Source organism: Pseudomonas frederiksbergensis (assembly GCF_017114915.1).
GTDB classification, from domain to species: Bacteria; Pseudomonadota; Gammaproteobacteria; order Pseudomonadales; family Pseudomonadaceae; genus Aquipseudomonas; species Aquipseudomonas frederiksbergensis_I.
The window spans coordinates 17,018-35,633 of sequence record NZ_JAAUOE010000025.1; the positions used below are offsets into that span (position 1 = coordinate 17,018).

Annotated in this window: 20 protein-coding genes, 1 pseudogene and 1 riboswitch; of the genes and pseudogenes, 9 read left to right on the forward strand and 12 right to left on the reverse strand. The window is 60.1% G+C overall.

Annotated features, from left to right (window positions below; genetic code table 11):
- Positions 1-51: 51 nt before the first annotated feature.
- Both HCU66_RS17940 and upp read right to left on the reverse strand, forming a co-directional pair.
- Positions 52-1,326 carry a uracil-xanthine permease family protein gene (locus tag HCU66_RS17940; protein WP_205889745.1) on the reverse strand — a complete coding sequence of 425 codons (1,275 nt, stop codon included), beginning with the start codon at positions 1,324-1,326 and terminating at the stop codon, positions 52-54.
- Positions 1,327-1,328: 2 nt separating this feature from the next.
- Positions 1,329-1,967, reverse strand: a complete 639-nt coding sequence (gene upp, locus HCU66_RS17945; RefSeq protein ID WP_007939777.1) for a uracil phosphoribosyltransferase — start codon at positions 1,965-1,967, stop codon at positions 1,329-1,331.
- Positions 1,968-2,142: 175 nt separating this feature from the next.
- On the opposite strand from upp, the gene HCU66_RS17950 reads away from it, so the two are divergent.
- Positions 2,143-2,700, forward strand: a complete 558-nt coding sequence (locus HCU66_RS17950; protein WP_201194381.1) for a hypoxanthine-guanine phosphoribosyltransferase — start codon at positions 2,143-2,145, stop codon at positions 2,698-2,700.
- Positions 2,701-2,737: 37 nt separating this feature from the next.
- On the opposite strand, the gene dauA is transcribed toward HCU66_RS17950, so the two are convergent.
- Complete coding sequence (dauA, locus tag HCU66_RS17955) at positions 2,738-4,459, reverse strand: C4-dicarboxylic acid transporter DauA (protein WP_205889746.1); 1,722 nt, start codon at positions 4,457-4,459, stop codon at positions 2,738-2,740.
- A gap of 151 nt (positions 4,460-4,610) precedes the next feature.
- Here dauA and HCU66_RS17960 point away from each other — a divergent pair, with 151 nt between their 5' ends.
- The gene (locus HCU66_RS17960) at positions 4,611-5,096 is read left to right on the forward strand and encodes a hypothetical protein (RefSeq protein WP_205889747.1); all 486 of its coding nucleotides are present in this window, start codon (positions 4,611-4,613) and stop codon (positions 5,094-5,096) included.
- Between the two features lie 63 nt (positions 5,097-5,159).
- A complete protein-coding gene (locus tag HCU66_RS17965) occupies positions 5,160-5,447 on the forward strand; it encodes a PA4642 family protein (RefSeq protein ID WP_205889748.1) in 288 nt (95 codons plus the stop codon).
- Between the two features lie 67 nt (positions 5,448-5,514).
- Here the strand turns inward: HCU66_RS17965 and mqo are convergent, their stop codons facing one another.
- Together mqo and HCU66_RS17975 are read right to left on the reverse strand one after the other, a co-directional pair.
- Positions 5,515-7,023, reverse strand: a complete 1,509-nt coding sequence (gene mqo, locus HCU66_RS17970) for a malate dehydrogenase (quinone) (RefSeq protein WP_205889749.1) — start codon at positions 7,021-7,023, stop codon at positions 5,515-5,517.
- Between the two features lie 740 nt (positions 7,024-7,763).
- The gene (locus tag HCU66_RS17975; RefSeq protein ID WP_205889750.1) at positions 7,764-7,997 is read right to left on the reverse strand and encodes a hypothetical protein; all 234 of its coding nucleotides are present in this window, start codon (positions 7,995-7,997) and stop codon (positions 7,764-7,766) included.
- 209 nt (positions 7,998-8,206) lie between these two features.
- On the opposite strand from HCU66_RS17975, the gene HCU66_RS17980 reads away from it, so the two are divergent.
- Positions 8,207-8,791 (forward strand): YajG family lipoprotein, encoded by a 585-nt coding sequence (locus HCU66_RS17980; protein WP_205889751.1) that lies wholly within the window; start codon positions 8,207-8,209, stop codon positions 8,789-8,791.
- A gap of 164 nt (positions 8,792-8,955) precedes the next feature.
- Here the strand turns inward: HCU66_RS17980 and HCU66_RS17985 are convergent, their stop codons facing one another.
- On the reverse strand, positions 8,956-9,162 hold the full coding sequence (locus HCU66_RS17985) for a hypothetical protein (RefSeq protein ID WP_205889752.1): 207 nt from the start codon (positions 9,160-9,162) through the stop codon (positions 8,956-8,958).
- Between the two features lie 194 nt (positions 9,163-9,356).
- Between HCU66_RS17985 and HCU66_RS17990 the strand changes: the two genes are divergently transcribed.
- Positions 9,357-9,635, forward strand: coding sequence for a hypothetical protein (locus tag HCU66_RS17990; protein WP_205889753.1), 279 nt, complete (start codon positions 9,357-9,359; stop codon positions 9,633-9,635).
- Positions 9,636-9,814: 179 nt separating this feature from the next.
- Here HCU66_RS17990 and HCU66_RS17995 read toward each other — a convergent pair whose 3' ends face one another.
- A complete protein-coding gene (locus tag HCU66_RS17995) occupies positions 9,815-10,981 on the reverse strand; it encodes a 1-acyl-sn-glycerol-3-phosphate acyltransferase (protein ID WP_205889754.1) in 1,167 nt (388 codons plus the stop codon).
- Positions 10,982-11,120: 139 nt separating this feature from the next.
- On the opposite strand from HCU66_RS17995, the gene HCU66_RS18000 reads away from it, so the two are divergent.
- From HCU66_RS18000 to HCU66_RS18010, 3 genes are read left to right on the forward strand one after another with little or no spacing between them, the layout of a single operon-like run.
- Positions 11,121-11,303, forward strand: coding sequence for a CPXCG motif-containing cysteine-rich protein (locus tag HCU66_RS18000; protein WP_007905243.1), 183 nt, complete (start codon positions 11,121-11,123; stop codon positions 11,301-11,303).
- Positions 11,304-11,309: 6 nt separating this feature from the next.
- Entirely contained in the window at positions 11,310-11,570 is a 261-nt protein-coding gene (locus tag HCU66_RS18005; protein ID WP_205889755.1) for a putative signal transducing protein, read from the forward strand.
- A gap of 35 nt (positions 11,571-11,605) precedes the next feature.
- The gene (locus tag HCU66_RS18010; protein ID WP_205889756.1) at positions 11,606-12,229 is read left to right on the forward strand and encodes an SOS response-associated peptidase; all 624 of its coding nucleotides are present in this window, start codon (positions 11,606-11,608) and stop codon (positions 12,227-12,229) included.
- A gap of 121 nt (positions 12,230-12,350) precedes the next feature.
- On the opposite strand, the gene HCU66_RS27525 is transcribed toward HCU66_RS18010, so the two are convergent.
- A complete protein-coding gene (locus HCU66_RS27525; RefSeq protein ID WP_420908062.1) occupies positions 12,351-13,208 on the reverse strand; it encodes a methyl-accepting chemotaxis protein in 858 nt (285 codons plus the stop codon).
- A pseudogene (locus HCU66_RS27530) lies at positions 13,206-14,492 on the reverse strand (methyl-accepting chemotaxis protein); the annotation flags it as partial. The pseudogene HCU66_RS27530 and the gene HCU66_RS27525, both read right to left, overlap by 3 nt.
- Before the next feature lie 274 nt (positions 14,493-14,766).
- Here HCU66_RS27530 and HCU66_RS18020 point away from each other — a divergent pair.
- A complete protein-coding gene (locus HCU66_RS18020) occupies positions 14,767-15,585 on the forward strand; it encodes a M48 family metallopeptidase (protein WP_205889758.1) in 819 nt (272 codons plus the stop codon).
- Positions 15,586-15,714: 129 nt separating this feature from the next.
- Here the strand turns inward: HCU66_RS18020 and HCU66_RS18025 are convergent, their stop codons facing one another.
- The 3 genes from HCU66_RS18025 to HCU66_RS18035 all read right to left on the reverse strand — a co-directional run bounded on the left by HCU66_RS18025 (position 15,715) and on the right by HCU66_RS18035 (position 18,549).
- Positions 15,715-16,299: a TMEM165/GDT1 family protein gene (locus tag HCU66_RS18025; RefSeq protein ID WP_205889759.1), complete on the reverse strand. Its 585-nt coding sequence runs from the start codon at positions 16,297-16,299 to the stop codon at positions 15,715-15,717.
- An 88-nt stretch (positions 16,300-16,387) separates the two neighbouring features.
- Positions 16,388-16,512, reverse strand: a riboswitch (yybP-ykoY riboswitch).
- Between the two features lie 39 nt (positions 16,513-16,551).
- Entirely contained in the window at positions 16,552-17,550 is a 999-nt protein-coding gene (locus HCU66_RS18030) for a class I SAM-dependent methyltransferase (protein WP_205889760.1), read from the reverse strand.
- A gap of 33 nt (positions 17,551-17,583) precedes the next feature.
- Positions 17,584-18,549: a 2-hydroxyacid dehydrogenase gene (locus HCU66_RS18035; protein WP_205889761.1), complete on the reverse strand. Its 966-nt coding sequence runs from the start codon at positions 18,547-18,549 to the stop codon at positions 17,584-17,586.
- Positions 18,550-18,616 lie beyond the last annotated feature (67 nt).

An 18,616-nucleotide genomic window follows, 5' to 3' on the forward strand; every position in this document is an offset into this window, starting at 1 on the left:
GAGCGGGCTTGCTCGCGAAAGCTATCTCACAAAAAACAAAGAACTCAAGCCTTACAGCAACGGCTCATCCGCCTTCTTGTGCTTCCAGCTGTCATGACCCGGCAGCAACAGGTTCAGCGCAATCGCCACCACCGCACACAGCGCGATGCCTTTGAGGCCGAAATCGTCCGGGCCGGTACCGGTGCCGACCAGTACGCCGCCAATCCCGAACACCAGCGTCACCGAGACAATCACCAGATTGCGTGCTTCGCCCAGGTCGATCTTGTGGCGAATCATGGTGTTCATCCCCACCGCGGCAATCGAGCCGAACAACAGGCAGAGAATCCCGCCCATCACCGGCACCGGGATGCTTTGCAGCAGGGCACCGAACTTGCCGATGAACGCCAGGCTGATCGCGAAGATCGCTGCCCAGGTCATGATTTTCGGGTTGTAGTTTTTGGTCAGCATCACCGCGCCGGTCACTTCGGCGTAAGTGGTGTTGGGCGGGCCGCCGAACAGGCCGGCTGCGGTAGTGGCAATGCCGTCGCCGAGCAGGGTGCGGTGCAAGCCGGGTTTCTTCAGGTAATCGCGACCGGTCACGCTACCGACCGCGATCACGCCGCCGATGTGCTCGATGGCTGGCGCCAGAGCCACCGGAACGATGAACAGAATCGCCTGCCAGTTGAATTCCGGCGCGGTGAATTGTGGAAGCGCGAACCACGGTGCCACGGCAATCTTCGCGGTATCGACCACACCGAAATAGAACGCCATGGCAAAACCCACCAACACACCGGAGATGATTGGTACCAGACGGAAAATACCTTTGCCGAACACCGCGACGATCAGGGTGGTCAGCAGCGCCGGCATCGAAATCATCATCGCCGTCTGGTAAGGAATCAGCTCCGTACCGTCACCGGCCTTGCCCATCGCCATGTTGGCGGCAATTGGCGCCATGGCCAGGCCGATGGAGATGATGACCGGGCCGATCACCACTGGTGGCAGCAGCCGGTCGATGAACCCGGTGCCTTTGATCTTCACGGCAAGGCCGAGGAAGGTGTAGACGAAACCGGCTGCCATCACACCGCCCATGGTCGCCGCGAGGCCGAACTGGCCCTTGGCGAGAATGATCGGGGTAATGAAGGCAAAGCTTGAGGCGAGGAACACTGGCACCTGACGCCCGGTGACCACCTGGAACAGAATTGTCCCAAGGCCTGCGGTGAACAGCGCCACGTTCGGGTCAAGGCCGGTAATCAGCGGCATCAACACCAGGGCGCCGAAGGCCACGAACAGCATCTGCGCGCCGGACAGTACCGTGCGCCAGAGCGGATCGTTGAACTCTTGCTGCATGGTCACGCGTCCTTCTGCTTGGTGCCGAAGATCTTGTCACCGGCATCGCCCAAGCCTGGGATGATGTAACCGTGTTCGTTCAGTTTCTGGTCAATGGAAGCGGTGTAGATGGTCACGTCCGGGTGAGCCTTCTCCACGGCGGCGATGCCTTCAGGAGCAGCCACCAGGACCATCGCGCGGATGTCCTTGCAACCGGCCTTCTTCAGCAAATCGATGGTGGCGACCATCGAGCCGCCGGTGGCGAGCATCGGGTCGATGATCATCGCCAGGCGCTCGTCGATTTCCGGCACCAGTTTTTCCAGGTAGGTGTGGGCTTCGAGGGTTTCTTCGTTACGGGCCACGCCCACGGCGCTGACTTTGGCGCCCGGGATCAGGCTCAGCACGCCTTCGAGCATGCCGATACCGGCCCGCAGGATCGGCACCACGGTAATTTTCTTGCCGGCGATTTTCTCCACCGACACCGTGCCGCACCAGCCTTCGATGTCGTAGCTTTCCAGCGGTAGGTCTTTGGTGGCTTCGTAGGTCAGCAGGGCGCCGACTTCCTGAGCGAGCTCACGGAAATTCTTCGTGCTAATGTCGGCGCGGCGCATAAGGCCGAGTTTATGACGGATCAGCGGATGGCGGATCTCACGGATGGGCATGGGGAACGGCTCCGGCGGCGGGCAAAAAAACCGGCCTAGATTAATCTATCCGAGGGTGTTGTCCTATAGACATACAGTACGTTAGTCCACAAACGCTTGATCTGGCCGTGCGGGATGCGTACCTTTGCCCGCTTTTCCGAATCCGTCCCTCCCCCTCAACCCCTTGGAGAGCGCCATGTCCGCTGATCTCGAGCATATCCGTCAAATCATGCGAGAGGCTGACTGCCTGTACACCGAAGCTGAAGTCGAGGCGGCCATCGCCCGCGTCGGTGCGCACATCAACGAACAACTGGCTGACAGCAATCCGGTGGTGTTCTGTGTGATGAATGGCGGCCTGATTTTCGCCGGCAAGCTGCTCACCCATCTGCAATTCCCGCTGGAAGCGTCCTACCTGCACGCCACCCGTTATCGCAATGAAACCAGCGGCGGCGAGCTGTTCTGGAAAGCCAAGCCGGAAGTCTCGTTCATCGACCGTGATGTGCTGATCATCGACGACATCCTCGACGAAGGTCACACCCTGGGCGCGATCATCGACTTCTGTAAACACGCCGGCGCCCGCAAAGTGCACACCGCCGTGCTGATCGACAAGGACCACGACCGCAAGGCTCGCCCGGACCTGAAAGCCGATTTCGTCGGCCTGCCATGCATCGACCGTTACATCTTCGGGTACGGCATGGACTACAAAGGCTACTGGCGCAACGCCAACGGGATTTTTGCCGTTAAAGGCATGTAAGCGGGCCCGCCGTGCGCAGTTCACTTGAACTGCGCATTCAGTCCTGTCTGGCGAGCCAGCGTTCGCTTTTGCGCCGAGCCTGTTCCAGGTTGTTCACGTAAGCCAACTGACGCTGTTCCCGATGGATGCCTGCGCGCCTGAGTTTCAGACGTACTCGCGCAGCCGTCCCGACCAGAATCAGGCCGATGCCGTCGGTGCGGTAATCCCTGAGGATATTGTCGAAGGCCGCCAGCGCCGTCATGTCCAGCATGGGCACGGCACTCATCTCGACGATCACCACTTTGACCTCGGGGCTGAATTTGCGCAGCACGCCCAGGGCTTTTTCCGCCGCGCCGAAAAACAACGGCCCGCGAATCGCATAGCAACGAACATGCTCCGGCATATCCTGCAAGGCTTGATGGAACGCTCGAGGCAATTCGGCGGTGTCCGTGAGGTCGCTCATGCGCTTGATGAACAACCCGGCGGCCAACAACAGCCCAACGGCAACGGCCAGCACCATGTCGAACAGCACTGTCAGGCTCAGACAAGTCAGCAAAACCAGCACATCGCTGCGTGGTGCGATGCGCAAGGTGTGCACGACATGCCGGGCCTCGCTCATGTTCCACGCCACCATCACGAGCAATGCCGCCAGTGCCGCCATCGGCAAGTAGCTGAACAGCGGAGCCAGGACGAGTATCGCCAGCAGCACCACCGCACTGTGGATAATCGCCGCCAATGGCGAAAACGCCCCGCTGCGCACATTGGTGGCGCTGCGGGCGATCGCCGCGGTGGCGGTAATGCCGCCGAACAGCGGTGCGACCAGGTTACCGATGCCCTGACCCAGGAGTTCGGCGTTGGGATCATGTTTGCTGCCCGTCATGCCATCGGCCACCACCGCACACAATAACGATTCGATGGCGCCGAGCATGGCAATGGCGAACGCTGGCGCCATTAATTGGCGGATCAGGTCGTAAGACATATGCAGCGGCTGGCCATTGGGCCCCGACAGATTCCACGGCCAGTCGAAGCTCGGCAGAAACGGCGGAATGCCGGGGTGGCTGACGCCGTCGACGATATAGCTGAAGCGCTCGCCGAGCGTCGCAATCGGCAACCCGCTGCCTTCCAGCGCCAGCCCCAATAATGCACCGACAGCCAGTGCCACCAGATGCCCCGGAATCCGTGGCACAAAGCGCGGCCAGACGATCAGAACCACCAGGCACATAACACCGATGATCCCGTCCCCCAGGCGAGCGGTGGGTAATGCCTGGAGCAGCGCACCTAGTTGTTCGATGTAATGTTCGGCGTGCCCGGTGGTACTCAGGCCCAGCAAATCCTTTAACTGGAGGGTGGCGATGACAATGCCGATTCCGGCGGTAAAGCCCAGAGTCACCGGATAAGGGATGTACTGGATCAGCCGTCCGGCCCGAATCAGTCCCAAGGCAATCAGGATTGCCCCGGCAAGCAGGGTGCAAAGCAGCAGGCCTCCCAGACCATATTGTTGGGTGATCGGCAGCAGTATCACCACGAACGCGGCTGTCGGCCCGCTGACGTTGAAGCGTGAGCCTCCCGTCAAGGCTATCAGCGGGGCGGCGATCAGCACCGTATACAAACCTTGCTGGGGCGCTACTCCCACCGCTATCGCCAGGGCCATGGCCAAGGGAATGGCGATTATTCCTACCGTCACCCCGGCACTGATGTCTCCGCGCAAACGTCTGAGGCTATAACCTGCACGCAGGGTCTGACGCCAGGCGGCGAATAACGGAGGCATAGACAATGACATGGGGACTCCACAGTAGACGGCGTACCATCGAAACAGGGCTGAAAGCTCTTTCAGTATGCCCAGCCTTCTCCTTCAGAGTATTGATCTGGATCGGTTATTCGCTCAATAGATCATCGTGCTAGAGTGCTCAGCCTCGTCCCTGGAGCCTGTCATGAGTCTTTTGATCCGCAGCTGCGCCGCCCTGTTGTTGGTCTTCAGCCTGCCCCTGGCCGCCGCCCCGGCACCGATGCATGCGCAGTTTCTGCCCCCGGACGATCTGACCTTGCGTGACGCCGAACCCGAGCAGCAACAACTGTTGCAGGTCACCGAGTATTCAGTGGTCCTCGGCAGCCAGCGTCAGTCCAACCAACAACCGATCCCGGTCACCTCACCGCTGCTGATCCGCCTCAAGGGCAAACCCTTGAACAAGGGCGCGACCATCAGCCAGGTGTTGGTCAACTTCGATGGCGAAAGCAAAAGCCTGAAAAAGCCGATCTTCGACGACAAAAGCAAAACCCTGACCCTCTATTACCCGTTGGCCCAGTACCGGGTGGTGATCGACTTGTTGCGCAACGAGACGGTGTATTGCCAGTTTCTGAGTTACGCCAACGGCCATATCTGGGCCGATCTGCACACCGGCAGTGTTCGTCCGCGTTGAGCCCGGCATCAAGGCAGGGGTAAACTGCCCGCCCCGTGAAATGTCTGCGAGCTGGAGTCGGCAATGCGTAAAGATAAGAAGCAAGTGATTGGTGACGAGATCGGCGATGCGCAGATCAAGCTGTTCCTCGATTTCGAGCCGGTCGACGCCACTTCACCGTCGCTGCACAAACTGATCAAGGCGTACCGCGGCCTGCGTATCGATGACTTTGAGCGTTTTCTGACGTTCTTTATCGAAGCCGGCTACGATCTGGATGGCAAGGATGAGCACGGCAACAATTTTGTGGCCCTGATTCAGGATCAGCGCAATGCGGCCGAATACATCGAGGTGATCGAAAAGGCTCGCGGTTAAGATCTTTTAAAGGCACAAAAAAACGCCCCGCCCTCAATGAGGACGGGGCGTTTTTCATGCCGCTGAATCAAGCGTAGCTTGGGGTTTCGCTGCTTTCTTCAACCAGTTCCAGTGCGATGTTGTTCTGCGTGTTGATCTTGCGATACAGCGCAGCATCGGCTTCCAGGACTTTTTCCCGGGCCGGGAATATTTCCGCCAGTTTGGCGGCCCATTCACCCTTGGCTTTGCCTGGGAAGCATTTTTCGATCAGTTCCAGCATGATCGAAACGGTCACCGATGCACCTGGCGAGGCACCGAGCAGGGCGGCAAGGGAGCCGTCCTTGGCCGCGACCAGTTCGGTACCGAACTGCAGAACGCCGCCTTTCTTCGGGTCTTTCTTGATGATCTGCACCCGTTGGCCGGCCACTTCCAGGCGCCAGTCTTCGGCTTTCGCCTGTGGATAAAAGCGACGCAAGGATTCCAGGCGTTGCTCCATCGACTGCATCACTTCGCTGACCAGGTACTTGGTCAGGTCCATGTTGTTTTTTGCCACGGCCAGCATTGGGCCGATGTTGCCGGCGCGAACCGACATCGGCAGGTCCATGAAGGAGCCGTGCTTGAGGAACTTGGTGGTGAAGCCGGCGTAAGGTCCGAACAGCAGGGACTTCTTGCCATCGACCACGCGGGTGTCCAGGTGCGGCACGGACATCGGTGGCGAACCGACCGCGGCCTGGCTGTAAACCTTGGCCTGGTGGTGCTTGACCACTTCCGGGTTGTCGCAACGCAACCACTGGCCGCTGATCGGGAAGCCGCCGAAGCCTTTGCTTTCTTCGATGCCCGACGCTTGCAGCAGCGGCAGTGCCGCGCCGCCAGCGCCGAGGAAGACGAACTTGGCGTCGACTTCACGGGTGTTGCCGCTGTTGACGTCCTTGATGCTGACGGTCCAGCCGCCATTGTTACGCTTCAGGCCGGTGACGCGCTTGCAGTACTTGACCTGGGCATCGGGTGCGCTGGTCAGGTGCTGGAGCAATTGGTTGGTCAGGGCGCCGAAGTTGACGTCGGTGCCGTTCATCACGCGGGTGGCGGCGAGGACTTCGTCGGCCTGACGGCCAGGCATCATCAGCGGCATCCACTCGGCCATTTTGGCCTTGTCTTCGGTGTATTCCATGTCGGCGAAGGCGTGGTGCTTGCTCAGGGTCTTGAAGCGTTCCTTGAGGAAGGACACGCCGTCCTCGCCCTGCACGAAACTCAGGTGCGGCACCGGGCTGATGAACGACTTGCACGAACCGAAGGTGCCTTTCTTGGTCAGGTACGACCAGAACTGCTTCGACACCTCGAACTGGGTGTTGATGTGCACGGCTTTCTTGATGTCGACGGTGCCGTCGGCGGCCTGTGGTGTGTAGTTCAGCTCACACAACCCGGCGTGACCGGTACCGGCGTTGTTCCACGGATTGGAACTCTCCGCGGCACCGGAATCCATCAGCTCGACGACTTCCAGCTTGATCGCGGGGTCGAGCTCTTTGAGCAGTACAGCAAGGGTGGCACTCATGATGCCGGCCCCAACCAGTACTACGTCGACTGCTTCGTTATGCGCCATTTAACGCGTCTCCAAAATCTGCAGCACCAAATTGTCGGCATAGCTGCCAGGTGTTCCGGGGCGTGTCGGTGATGCCCCAGGTACCCATGGCCAGGATCGCCATGTCCGAATCTTCGCAATTTTTCGCAACTTCGACGGATGCATGCGGCCTGGCCTCAAGAGTCATATGAACTCATTTCGGCACATGGCTGGCAATTCGACTTATGGTCGAAACATCCGTTTGTGCAACCAAATCCGTAGCGGACAGGCTTCAGGCTCCGTTGTTCGAGGAGTACTCGGTCCTGTGTCGTTGGGCTGTTGTAGACGCTAATGGTGCATGTTCAGACGCAAAACTATTCATTTGCTCGCCACACTCTTGTGAAGTTGTGAAAACCCGTTTTTTTTCACGCTCTTTTGAAGACGTGAACCTCAAAAAAGGGCTGTCCCAGCCTGGCACCGCGCCCGGATGGATTGCCGCCATGGAGTGCATGGTCAGGCAAAACGGGCAAACAGCTCAGTGACCGAGCGTAATGACAGCTCTGCAGATTCGCGAAAAGTGGGGTTTTGCTTGAAAAACAGCAAGCGCGCCAGCTTCACTCGATCTGTGTGGGCGGCTCTCTGTGGGCGGTTCGGGGGGTCAATACCAGGGCATTGACGATGCTGCGAGGCCCGATCAGGAGACGTCCTTATAATCGGGGGGAGATTGTAACGAAGAAACGCAGAGAAATGGTCGTGTTTAATGACTTTTATTAGGCGTCCGGTCAGGTGGTCAGCAGTTGCTGCGCCCGTGCCCGTGGCTGGTGCTGGCTGACACGGGCGCTGGCGGGCAGGGGCTGGTGCAGCCAGTTGAGGCGAATTTCTTCGATTTCGACCCAGCCGTCGCCCATGGGCTGGAGGCTGCACTGCTTGAAGGCCTGGCAGTGGCCATTGCGGTCGAGCAGGGCGAAGCTGCGGTGCAGCGGGCGTGGCGCGAACATCGAGATGAGAAAACGCATGGCAACGTACCGTGTGGGGGTGACTGCCGTGAAGGTTGCCAGCGGGCGATGACGTGCGCGTGTCCGGGCGGTGACGAATATGTGACAGGAACCGCGCTGTGCCGGGTTTGTCAGAGATTGCAGTAATCGTTGCTCGGCGCTAGTTCGCCGCAGTGGCGCACCGCTATACTGCGGGCACTGTTTAGTTGCCTGATTCTGGAGAGAAGAGCATGTTGCAACGCCTGTTGTTCGGTTTGATCACTGTGACCAGTTTGACCCTCGTCGGCTGCGCCCACAGCCCGCAACAACTGAACCCGGAACCCAAGCTGACGGCTCAACTGGCGCCGGTCGGCCGTGGTCAGCCGGTGGTGGTGCGAGTGGTGGACGGTCGTCCATCGCCAACCCTGGGGACCCGTGGCGGTCTGTATCCGGAGACCAGTGCGATCACGGTGCAGGGCGCGCAGATTCTGCCGAAGCTGCAGGCTCAGGCGGAGGCGGCCGTGCGGTTGCTGGGCTTTACGCCGACGCCCAATGCGCTGAATGCGCCGCAATTGACGGTGACCCTGGCCGAGCTGAAGTATCAGTCGCCCAAAGAAGGCCTGTATGTAACCGAGGCAACAATTGGCGCGACGTTCCGTTCGGATGTGCAGAATGCCAACCGTCGTTACAGCGGTCGTTATGGCGCGTCGCTGGATCAGCGTTTTGGCATGGCGCCAAATCAGGAAACCAATACCAAGCTGGTCAGTGATGTGTTGAGCGATGCGTTGACCCGCTTGTTCAAGGACCCGACGATTGGTCAGGTGCTGGCCGAGTAACGGTTTGCGGTTTGTTTAGAGAACCCGGTGTCAGTGATGGCGCCGGGTTTTTTTGTGCCTGCCGCTTGTAGGAGCGAGGCTTGTCCGCGAAAACGGTTTGTCAGGCGACATTAATGTTGAATGTGAAATCGCCTTCGCGGGCAAGCCTCGCTCCTACAAGTAAATCAAGCCGCTTGCGAATAGAAGTCCAGCACACTCACCCCCGTCAGCAAGTCCGTCTCCGGCAAATCCGCATGTTGATGCCCGCTCAGCGCGCAATACACCAGCCAATGCCGGTCCTGTACGTTGAAGGCGAGGCTGCCGACCAAGGTTTGTTGTTCTTCGCTTTGGGCAATGAGGTAGAGGCGGTCCTGGTTTTCTGCGTGGAGCATGACGTGGTCCGTGTCGGTTTCGAGGGGCGACAGACTGGCGGATTCAGATGACGGCGCCGTGACACAGGACAGCTTTCGGCCAAATGGTTTCGTTATTTGTCGGAAAGCCGGGGCAGGCTCGAGCGCTTTCGGTAGAATTCGCGCCGCAGTCGTCGGTTGGGCGCCTGCCACACTGGTTCTGCCTGAGGTCTGTGATGTCGCTGCAATTGATTTCGCTCTTTACCGCTCATCCCGCCAAATTGATCAACCTGCTGGCCTTGCTGTTCGCCTTCCCGGGCGGCTGGTTGCTGCACGCCACTCGTCGTCGTGAACAGCGCGCAATGGCGAGTCTTCAGGCGCAACGCCAAAGTCGTCCCAGTGAAGAGCCAACGCTGGACTGGGCAACCCTGCGCATGAACCGGTTTTTCTATCGCTTCGGTTTTGCCTGCCTGGGGATGGCGTTGTTGGTGTCGTGGGTCAGTACTCGCGTCTGAAGTTCTGACACAAGACCTTGTGGCGAGGGGGCTTGCCCCCGTTCGGCTGCGCAGCAGTCGTAAAGTCGATGGTCGTGATCTGAAAGAACAGCGATTGCAGATTCTGGGTCTGCTGCGCAGCCCAACGGGGGCAAGCCCCCTCGCCACAGGGCGCCGTTGTCGTATCCAGCCAAATAGCCTTAAAGCGGCAATCCGGCCTTGACCCGATACTGATTACGCACCGGCGTCGCATATTGCAGCACCAGGAACGGACGATGCTCCTCAGGGCAAGCCTCCAGCCGTCGCTGCCATTCTTCCCGGGCCTTGGCCAGTTCGTCTGCCGCAAACACCTCGGCCGCTTTGGGCACCTGCAATTGCGGATCGGCGTCTTTCCACTGTGCATACGCCAGGTAGTGCACCGGAAACAACCGGTAGCCGCCCAGGATCTGCTTGTCTATTTCGATCGCCAATTGTTTGGTGTCTTCGAACAGCTCGGTGATCGGCGCGGCAAAGTTCACATGGACCCGGCCCTTGTAGCCGGTGATGCCTTTGGCGATGCTCACGTCATCCTCGCCCGGCGCCTTGGTGTAGGTGCCGGTGGTGGCGCGGATGTACAGCTCGCGGGCCTTTGCCTGGTCGCACGGGTCGTATTCGTAGCTGATCGACACCGGGGTGAGGTTCAGCGAGCGGATGACTTCGCCGAACGGCTCGTCCTTGCGGCTCATGTGGAACATCTTGAGGATCGCCGACTCGGTGCGGTCGTCGCCATCCTTGGCCCGGCCTTCGGCCTGAGCGATCCAGATCGAGGCGCAATCGTTGCGGATCGAGTGGTTGATGTAGGCCGATAGCAACTGATACGCCGCCATTTTTTCCCGGCGGCCGGTGATCGAACGGTGCACGATGAAGCTCTTGTTCAGGCGCATCAAATCGCTGACGAAGGGCTTTTGCAGCAGGTTATCGCCGATGGCGATGCGCGGGGTCGGCAGGCCGGCGTGGTACACGGCATAGTTGACGAAGGCCGGGTCCATCACGATGTCGCGGTGGTTGGCGATGAACAGGTAGGCACTGCCGGATTTGAATTGCTCCACGCCGGTGTAGGTCACCCCGTCCGTGGCACGTTCGATGGTGTGATCGACGTAAAACTCGACTTTGTCCTGCAACGTGGCCACCGACGTGACGCTGGCGAACTCACGGCGCAGCCGATGCGCTATAAGAGGTTTGAGCATCCAGCCTAAGGCACCGGCATAACGCGGGAAGCGGAAGTGGGTGAGGATATCTAGAAACGCCTTGTCGCCGAGCAGCCGTGCCAGCACCGCTGGGACTTCGCTATCGTCGTAAGGTCGGATGGCATCGAATTCGCCCATCATGCTCTCTTGTTAGAAACGGCTAGGGTAAGTAAAGGTTTTGATCGAAAACCAACGGGGCACGGTCTGAAAAGGTAGTCAGACGAAAATAGCCCTGCAAATAGACCGGCGATTATACGCACAAGTCACCTGGGAGACCGCGATGCTGGAAACCGAGCGTTATGAATGCCCGTATTGTGGTGAAGAGTCTGAAGCTGTTCTGGACTTGTCCGGCGGCGATCAGACCTACATCGAAGATTGTCCGGTGTGTTGCCGTCCCATTACTTTTGTCTTGCAGACTGACGGTCATGAATGGTTGCTCGAGGTTCACAGCGAAAACGAGTGAGGGTCTATGCAGCGTATTTACGAGCCGGAAAACCTGATGGAAGGCGAATTGCTGCTAAGCATGCTGGCCAGCGAGGGCATCGAGGCGCATCTGGTGGGGCGGGATTTGATCGGCGGTACCGGGGAGTTGCCGATCTTCGGCCTGCTGGGTTTATCGGTCGATAATGACCAGGCGCAATACGCGCGGGAGCTGATCGCCGCGTACAATGCCGCGCTGCCGCTGTCCGGCGATGAACCGGACAACTTTCCCGGCACGCTGGTCTGTTAGGCTGACGTTCGTTTGATCAAGAGTCGTATTACCCCATGTGTGGACGTTATGCCCTGTTTCGCTGGAACCGCGACTTCGCGGCCCTGCCCGGATTCCCCGCCGATCAGCAGGCCCAGTGGAATATTTCTCCCAACGATTCGGTATTGATGCTGCGTGCAGGCGCGGACGGGCAGCGTGAGTTGGCCCGCGCCCGCTGGGGCCTGACGCCGCCGTGGCTGACCGACCTGTCCCGCACCCCGGCCCATGCTCGCGCCGAAACCGTGGCCGAACAGCCGATGTTCCGCGAAGCCTTGCGCTTGCGTCGTTGCTTGCTGCCGGCCAATGGTTTTTACGAATGGCGCGGTACCACACGCAAGCGCCCATACTGGCTGACCCCGGGGGAGGGCTCGACGCTGTACTTCGCGGCGATCTGGGAGGCGTATCCGGTGCAGGAGCAGGTGTGGCTGAGCACGGCGGTGATCACCCAGCCCGCTTCGAGTCAGCGTCGGCCGCTGATTCTCGATGCGGCGGGGCAGGACGCCTGGCTTAACCCCGAAACCCCGTTGCATGCCTTGCAGGCACTGCTGTTCAGCGAACCCGCGGCGCTGCGCGAGCGGGTGCTGGCGAACATGGTGAATGATCCGAAACTCAATGGGCCGGAGTGTTTGACCCCCGGCTGAGCGAGTAATGATCGTTCCCACGCTCTGCGTGGGAATGAATCCCGTGACGCTCTGCGTCACAGTGGACGCGGAGCGTCCATGGCTGCATTCCCACGCGGAGCGTGGGAACGATCATTGAACCCTACACCTTGAACTGATTGATCAACCGCCGCTGCTGCTCCGCCAACTTGGTCAAATCCGCACTCGCCGCGCTCGATTCATCCGCGCCACCGGCCACTTCATTAGCCACTTGCCCGATGTTGATCACGTTGCGGTTGATGTCGTCGGCCACTGCGCTCTGTTCCTCGGCCGCGCTGGCGATCTGGGTGTTCATGTCGTTGATCACCGACACCGCCTGGGTAATGGTTTCCAGCGCCTCGGCCGCTTTCGCCGCGTGTTGCACGCTTTCGTCGGTGCGGTTCTGGCTGTCTTCCATGACCCGCACCACATCGCGGGTGCCTTGTTGCAGTTGCTGGATCATGGTCTGGATTTCTTCCGTGGCCTGCTGGGTTTTCTGCGCCAGGTTGCGCACTTCATCGGCTACCACCGCAAACCCCCGGCCCTGTTCACCGGCCCGCGCCGCTTCGATGGCGGCGTTCAAGGCCAGCAGGTTGGTCTGCTCGGCGATGCCGCGAATGGCGGTCAGGATCGCATTGATGTTTTCGCTGTCCTTGGCCAGGGTCTGCACCACGCCGACGGCTTTGCCGATTTCGATGGCCAGCACGCCAATCGAATTGGACGTATCCCGGACGATTTGCTTGCCTTGCGCCGCTGCCTGATCGGCATGACTGGCGGCTTGTGCGGCCTGGGTAGCGTTGCGTGCCACGTCCTGGGCCGTGGCGGTCATTTCGTGTACAGCGGTGGCGACCTGATCGATCTCGGCCATTTGCTTATGCACGCCGATGTTGGTGCGGATGGCGATGTCGGCGGTGTGTTCCGATGAGTCGCTGACGCTCTGCACCGACGTCACCACTTGCGTAATCATCGCCTGCAACTTCATCAGGAAGGTGTTGAAGCCCTTGGCGATCGAGCCCAGTTCGTCGCTGCGATCGCTGGTCAGACGGCGGGTCAGGTCGCCTTCACCTTGGGCGATGTCATCGAGCATGGTCACCATCTGCTTCAGCGGCCGGGCAATGCCGTGGCCCACCAGCCAAATCACCAACAAACCGATACCGGCGATCAGCAGGCCGACCATGGCCATGCCGAAGGTGTCGGATTTGCGCTGTGCGTCCAGATCGCCCTGAAGTTTTTGCAGATCGGCCATTACCGCGTTCAGCGGCAATTGCAGCATCAAGGTCCAGCGGGCGTCGGTCTGGCCGATGCCGAACGGCAGGTACAACTCGATCCGGCCCTGGGCCTTGTCGACGGTATAAGTGACTTCGCCGCGTTTGAGATTGGCCATGTTGGCAATCTGCTTGCTGTCGAGGATGTCGCTGACCTTTTCGCCGAATTTGCTCGGGTCTTTGGTGTAGGCGACGATCCGGCCATTGCCGCCGATCAGGGCCATTTCCCCAGCGCCGCCGTACAGTTTCTGATTCGCCCCCAGGAGCATTTCCTGGATGAAGTTCACCGACAGGTCGGCGCCGACGATGCCCTGGAACGCGCCGTTGAGCATGATCGGTTCAATGAAGGAAGCGAGCATGACGATCTTGTCGCCGACCTTGTAAGGCGCCGGATCGATCACGCAGGATTTTTTGGTTTCTTTCGAGCACAGGTAGTACTCGCTGGCGCGCACGCCGGTGGACAGGGTTTTCTGGTCGTCGACATCCACCAGTTTGTCCAGGCCCAGACTGCCGTCTTCGTTGCGGAACCACCACGGCAGAAAGCGCCCGTTGCTGGCATCGATGCCGACGACTTGGGTGCCGACGTAGGCCGCATCATTGTGGTCGAGTACGTTTTTTTCCCAGCCGATGTAGGTACCGAGAATTTTCGGGTTCCGGACGACGTTTTCCTTGATCAGGCTGATCAGTTGCTCACGGCTCAGGCTCAGTTGCGGCTGACCATCGGTGCCCGGTGTGCCGATCAACGCATTGACCCGCACCAGGCCGCCGGCTATCAGCAGCGGCGCTTCGAGTTCGCGCTGGATCTGGCTGACCTGGGTTTGCGCCAGCGACGTCAGGCGTTGCTCGATGACTTGCTCGAACTGCGCCTGGGTCCGTTGCTGAACCATGTCTTGGGTCCGGGCGCCGGAAAACAGCGCGTACAGCACCAGGGCGGCGACGACGCTGAGCACAATAGCGCCGGCCAGGGCGGCAACGGAAAACTGGATCGACTTGAATTTCATGGGTGCTCCGCACGCAAGAGGACGTCTGCGGTGCTGTATCGGCAGGGAAGCGGAGGGTCATGAATGAGGTGTGACGAATTGGCTGTTTTGGAGTGCTGGATGTCGTAAATGAATCGTTGTCGACCGCGATCGGCTGCGGCGGGCAGTCTTATGTGAATTTTTTCCTACGATGGTCGGGGCTTTGTCTGAAATGTACGTGTTACACGTCCGTTGTATCTGGCGCCGATACAAATCCCCACCTAGGATACGCGGCATGTTTCCAGGGAGCTTCTTGATGAGTAAGACATTGGTTTTGTGTGCACTGAGCGCAAGTCTGCTGCTCGCCGGTTGTCAGTCGGTCAACACCACCAGCGGTGGGGCCGTGGGCGTTGAACGCAAGCAGTACATGTTCAGCATGCTGTCGACTGCCGAGGTCAACCAGATGTACGCCCAGTCTTATCAACAGACGATCGGGGAGGCGAGCACCAAAGGCGTGCTGGACAAATCCAGTAACGATGCCAAGCGCGTCCAGGCGATTTCCAATCGCCTGATTGCCCAGGCACCCGTGTTCCGTCCGGATGCGGCCCAGTGGCAATGGGAAGTGAACCTGATCAAGAGTGACGAACTGAATGCCTCCTGCGGGCCTGGCGGCAAGATCATTTTCTACTCCGGGCTGATCGACACCCTGCAACTCACCGACGACGAAATCGCCGCCATCATCGGCCATGAAATCGCCCACGCCTTGCGCGAGCACGGTCGTGAAGCGATGTCCAAGGCTTACGGCATCGAAATGGCCAAGCAGGGCGCCGGTGCGTTGCTCGGTCTGGGCCAGGACAGCCTGGCCCTGGCGGACACCGTGGCCAAATACGGCATGACCTTGCCCAACAGTCGCGGCAATGAAAACGAAGCGGACCTGATCGGTCTCGAACTGGCCGCCCGCGCCGGTTACAACCCGAACGCCGCGATTACCCTGTGGAACAAGATGAGCAAAGCCTCCAATGGCGCGCCGCCAGAGTTCTTGAGCACGCACCCGGCGTCGGCCAGTCGGATTGCCGCTTTGCAGGCGGCGATTCCGAAGGTTATGCCGTTGTACGAGAAAGCCAGGAAATCCTGAGTAAGTGATCGTTCCCACGCTCTGCGTGGGAATGCCGCCATGGGCGCTCCGCGTCCGCTTTAACGTCGTGACGCGGAGCGTCACCGGATGCATTCCCACGCAGAGCGTGGGAACGATCGGGTTGTCGTGTCAAACCCACCCACTGCTCTGCATCGCCTTGTACACCGCGACAATCGCCAGAATGAAGAACGCCGACGCCGCCAGGCGACGGATCAGGGTCAAGGGCAGTTTTTCCGCCGCAAAGTTACCCGCCAAAACCACCGGCACGTTGGCGATCAACATCCCGGCGGTGGTGCCGATGATCACCAGCCATAGATCCGGGTATTGCGCGGCGAGCATTACGGTCGCGACTTGAGTCTTGTCGCCCATTTCCGCGAGGAAGAACGCAATCAGCGTGGTCAGGAATGGCCCGAACTTGCGGGCGGTGCTGGCTTCGTCTTCGTCCATCTTGTCCGGCACCAGGGTCCACAGCGCGGTGGCGGCGAAGCTCGCGGCGAGGATCCAGTGCAGCGTCGCATTCGAGAAGAAACTGCCGAACCAGGCGCCTACCGCACCGGCTGCCGCGTGGTTGGCCAGGGTGGCGGCGACGATGCCGGCGATGATTGGCCAGGGTTTACGAAAGCGTGCCGCAAGAATGAGCGCGAGCAGTTGCGTCTTGTCGCCGATTTCGGCCAAGGCAACGATTGCGGTGGGAACGAGAAGTGAATCCAGCATCAGGGTTTTCCTAAGGGGCGGGTCGACACGGCTATGACACGTACAGCCTTCCCGCCCCGGGTAAGGTGTTCGTGTCATAGGTCTTGTCAAACCCTGCGAACCGTCTGATGCGGACGCTTGGGTCGCATACGCCATGGCCTGAGGACCAAGTATGTTGACGTATGCCGGACGAGCATGGCGCTCGTGGGAGACTACTCCCCTAGGACGGAGCGGATTCTGCCTAGGCAAATCCGATTGGGCAAGCCCTCTTTTTCAGCCGCGCTTGGCGCGATAGATTCGGAAACCCTGTCCTTCAGCCTTGATCGCACACGCGCCCAGATGCTCTTCGATCAGCGGTTGGTACTTCAGGAAGCTGTTCGCGACCAGGCGCAGTTCGCCGCCGTTTTTCAGATGTTTAGCCGCTTTTCGCAACAGGTTCTCTGTGGCGAAGTAGTCGGTGTGCACGCCGACATGGAACGGCGGGTTGCTCAGAATTGCGCTCAAACCCATCGGTGCGGCATCGATGCCGTCACCGGTCATCACCTCCGCTTCCAGACCATTGGCAGCCAGGGTCAGGCGACTGCTGGCGGCGGCAAACGCGTCGACATCGAGCAGGGTGACCTGGTTGTGCGGATAACGTCGCTTGACCGCCGCCCCCAAGACGCCCGCGCCGCATCCGAAGTCCAGCAAATGGCCGCTGGGCAGTTTGTCCAGATGCTCCAGCAGCAGGGCGCTGCCGCGATCCAGTCGACCGTGGCTGAATACGCCCGGCAGGCTGATGACTTTCAACGGCCCTTCGGCCAACGGCAATTCATAGGTCTGGGCCAGGCTTTCCAGCGATTTGGCTTCTGGCGCATTGGCCACGGTCACCTGCCAGAGCTGGCAATGCCGCGCGCTGTCGAGCTTGCGGGGTTTGCCGAAGGGGTTCAGCTGCTTGGCCGCGCCTTCGATGCCGCTGCGTTTTTCGCCCACCAGATACAACTCACGACCGGCCAGACGAGAGGCGAGGGCGTTGAGGAGGTAGTCGGTCAGGTCCTTGGACTTGGGCAAAAACACCACCGCGCTGTCGAACTCGCGCGCGGGCGCATTCACGCCAAAATGGCTGCGCTCGGCGAAACGAGCGTCCAGCGCTGCTTGATCGCCAGCGTGCCAGCACCAGCCGTGGGCGTCGGGCAAGCGACCCAGCAAGTCGTCGGCGGGCAAGCCGGCCAGCAATAGCGAACCCTGGAATAACTCGGCCTGACGAAGCAGTACTTCACTGCGCGGATCCATACTCTGCTCCTTGAAAAAAAGTGCCGCAGTTTATCAACTGACGACCCGCAGCGCTTTACCGCTGAAATAGGCCTGAGCGTTTTCCGTCAACTGGCCAACGATTCGCTGCCGCGCCTCGCGACTGCCCCAGGCGTTGTGGGGGGTGACGATCAGCCGTGGAATGTCCTGGGCCAGCAGCGGATTGCCCGCAGTCGGTGGCTCGACACTCAGCACGTCGGTAGCCGCGCCGCCTAAGTGGCCGTTGCGCAGGGCGTCGGCCAATGCTTGTTCGTCAATCAAACCGCCGCGCGCGGTATTGACCACGAAAGCACCGGGCTTCATCGAGGCCAGTTCACGGGCACCGATGAAGTGGCGGGTGTGTTCGTTGAGCGGGCAATGCAGGGTCAGGGCGTCGATTTGCGGCAGCAGTTCATCCAGCGGCAAGCGATCCGGCCGGGCAGGGCGCCCCGGGATCTGCCCCAGCAAAACGCGCATGCCGAACGCTTCGGCCAGCCGCGCCACGGCACTGCCCAGTTCGCCGTGGCCGAGCAGACCGAGGGTTTTGCCTTCCAGTTCGACGATCGGGTAATCCAGCAGGCAGAACTGTTTCGCCTGTTGCCAGCGACCTTCGGCGACGGCTTTTTGATAGTCACCCAGACGCGTCGCCAGGTTCAGCAACAACATGATCGTGTGTTGAGCCACCGACGGCGTGCCGTAACCCTGGCAATTGCAAACGGTGATCCCGTGGGCGCGGGCGGCGGCCAGATCGACGTTGTTGGTGCCGGTGGCGGTGATCAGAATCAACTTCAACTCGGGGCTGGCCGCCATGGCTGCCGCATCGATCAGGATTTTGTTGGTAATGGCGACGGTGGCACCTTTGAGGCGCTCGATCACTTGATCTGGTGTGGTCTGGGCGAACAGCTCCAAGTCGCTGAAGCACTCGCGCAGCGGGCTGAGGTCGAGGTCGCCGAGGTCCAGGGATGGATGGTCAAGGAAAACGGCGCGGCGAGAGTTCGTCATCAACTGTACCTTTTGTGCATTGAACTGAAGGCGTAATCTGCCGAGCCTACCAGATGAAACAAGCAGT